1 protein-coding gene is annotated in these 1,173 nt (G+C 62.3%); it reads left to right on the top strand.

What is annotated here, in order from left to right; translation table 11 throughout:
* A partial coding sequence (gene tuf / locus HWY30_RS40765) for an elongation factor Tu (protein ID WP_221311655.1) occupies positions 1-1,173 on the top strand: 1,173 nt, incomplete at its 5' end.

Here is a 1,173-nt window from a genome sequence, read left to right as displayed (position 1 = left end):
GAGCGGACCAAGCCGCACGTGAACGTGGGCACGATCGGTCACGTTGACCACGGCAAGACCACGCTGACGGCAGCGATCACGACGGTCCTGACGCAGAAGTTTGGCGGCGAAGCGAAGGCGTACGACCAGATCGACGCGGCGCCGGAAGAAAAGGCGCGTGGCATTACCATCAACACCGCGCACGTCGAGTACGAAACGGCTAACCGCCACTACGCACACGTCGACTGCCCGGGCCACGCAGACTACGTGAAGAACATGATCACGGGCGCGGCGCAGATGGACGGCGCAATCCTGGTGTGCTCGGCTGCCGACGGCCCGATGCCGCAAACGCGTGAGCACATCCTGCTGGCGCGTCAGGTTGGCGTTCCGTACATCATTGTGTTCCTGAACAAGTGCGACATGGTGGACGACGCCGAGCTGCTGGAGCTCGTCGAGATGGAAGTTCGCGAACTTCTGTCGAAGTATGACTTCCCGGGCGACGAGACGCCGATCATCAAGGGTTCGGCCAAGCTGGCGCTGGAAGGCGACAAGGGCGAGCTGGGCGAGGTGGCGATCATGAACCTGGCCGATGCGCTGGACACGTACATCCCGACGCCGGAGCGCGCGGTTGACGGTGCGTTCCTGATGCCGGTGGAAGACGTGTTCTCGATCTCGGGTCGCGGCACGGTGGTGACGGGTCGCGTCGAGCGCGGCGTGATCAAGGTTGGCGAGGAAATCGAGATCGTCGGTATCCGCGCAACGGCCAAGACGACCTGCACGGGCGTGGAAATGTTCCGCAAGCTGCTCGACCAGGGTCAGGCAGGCGACAACGTTGGTATCCTGCTGCGCGGCACGAAGCGTGAAGACGTGGAGCGTGGTCAGGTTCTGGCCAAGCCGGGTTCGATCAACCCGCACACGCACTTCACGGCTGAAGTGTACGTGCTGAGCAAGGACGAAGGCGGCCGTCACACGCCGTTCTTCAACAACTACCGTCCGCAGTTCTACTTCCGTACGACGGACGTGACGGGCTCGATCGAGCTGCCGAAGGACAAGGAAATGGTGATGCCGGGCGACAACGTGTCGATCACGGTGAAACTGATCAACCCGATCGCGATGGAAGAAGGTCTGCGCTTCGCAATTCGCGAAGGTGGCCGTACGGTCGGCGCTGGTGTCGTCGCCAAGATCATCGAGTAA

Source organism: Paraburkholderia tuberum STM678 (assembly GCF_902833905.1).
Taxonomy (GTDB): Bacteria; Pseudomonadota; Gammaproteobacteria; order Burkholderiales; family Burkholderiaceae; genus Paraburkholderia; species Paraburkholderia tuberum.
This window is presented reverse-complemented; position numbering and strand designations above follow the sequence as displayed.